Consider the following 602-nt stretch of genomic DNA (forward strand, 5'->3'; position numbering starts at 1 on the left):
GGGGTCACGATCGGATCAGGGGTCACGATCGGATCAGGGGTCACGATCGGATCAGGGGTCACGATCGGATCAGGGGTCACGATCGGATCAGGGGTCACGATCGGATCAGGGGTCACGATCAAGTCGTCATCGTCTTCAACATCGGCAGCATCGTCGTCGCTGTCATTGCTCTTGTCGTAACGATGCCACTTCACATCACGATTCTTTTCATACGAGTCAAAACGCCGCTGCTTATTGGCATCGCGGTCGTAGGCAAAACTGATACTGAACAGGCAAGTCAACAACAGGGAAACAATCCCGAATAAAGCAACAATTTTTTTGAATTCACTTAGCATTTTACTTCTCCATTTAGCTTTTTCATTTAAGGTGGTTTTCCATGTAATTACGGCTTCCAACAATTCAGATATCGGCTCGACACACCTCCTCTTGTTTAAGACCCCGGCTGTTGAGGTCCGGACACACAAAAGCCGGGACCGATTAGTGGAGATACTTCGGCAACCCGGCTGTCTACGTGAGACCCTATAGGTTTTCCGCCCCACCCTCGCGAGTGGTTTAGTATTATCGTGTATCGTTTCGTTCTGCTTCGGTGAGAAATAAAAAAC

The 602-nt window shown here is 49.0% G+C and carries 1 protein-coding gene and 1 riboswitch; the gene reads left to right on the forward strand.

Features of this window, described 5'->3' with window-relative positions; genetic code table 11:
* The first annotated feature begins 63 nt into the window (after positions 1 to 63).
* Positions 64 to 180: a hypothetical protein gene (locus Q7J88_RS15440; RefSeq protein ID WP_369682025.1), complete on the forward strand. Its 117-nt coding sequence runs from the start codon at positions 64 to 66 to the stop codon at positions 178 to 180.
* A 310-nt stretch (positions 181 to 490) separates the two neighbouring features.
* A riboswitch (cyclic di-GMP riboswitch) is annotated at positions 491 to 567 on the reverse strand.
* Between the last annotated feature and the right edge of the window lie 35 nt (positions 568 to 602).

Source organism: Malonomonas rubra, assembly GCF_003247215.1.
Lineage (GTDB): Bacteria > Desulfobacterota > Desulfuromonadia > Desulfuromonadales > Geopsychrobacteraceae > Malonomonas > Malonomonas rubra_A.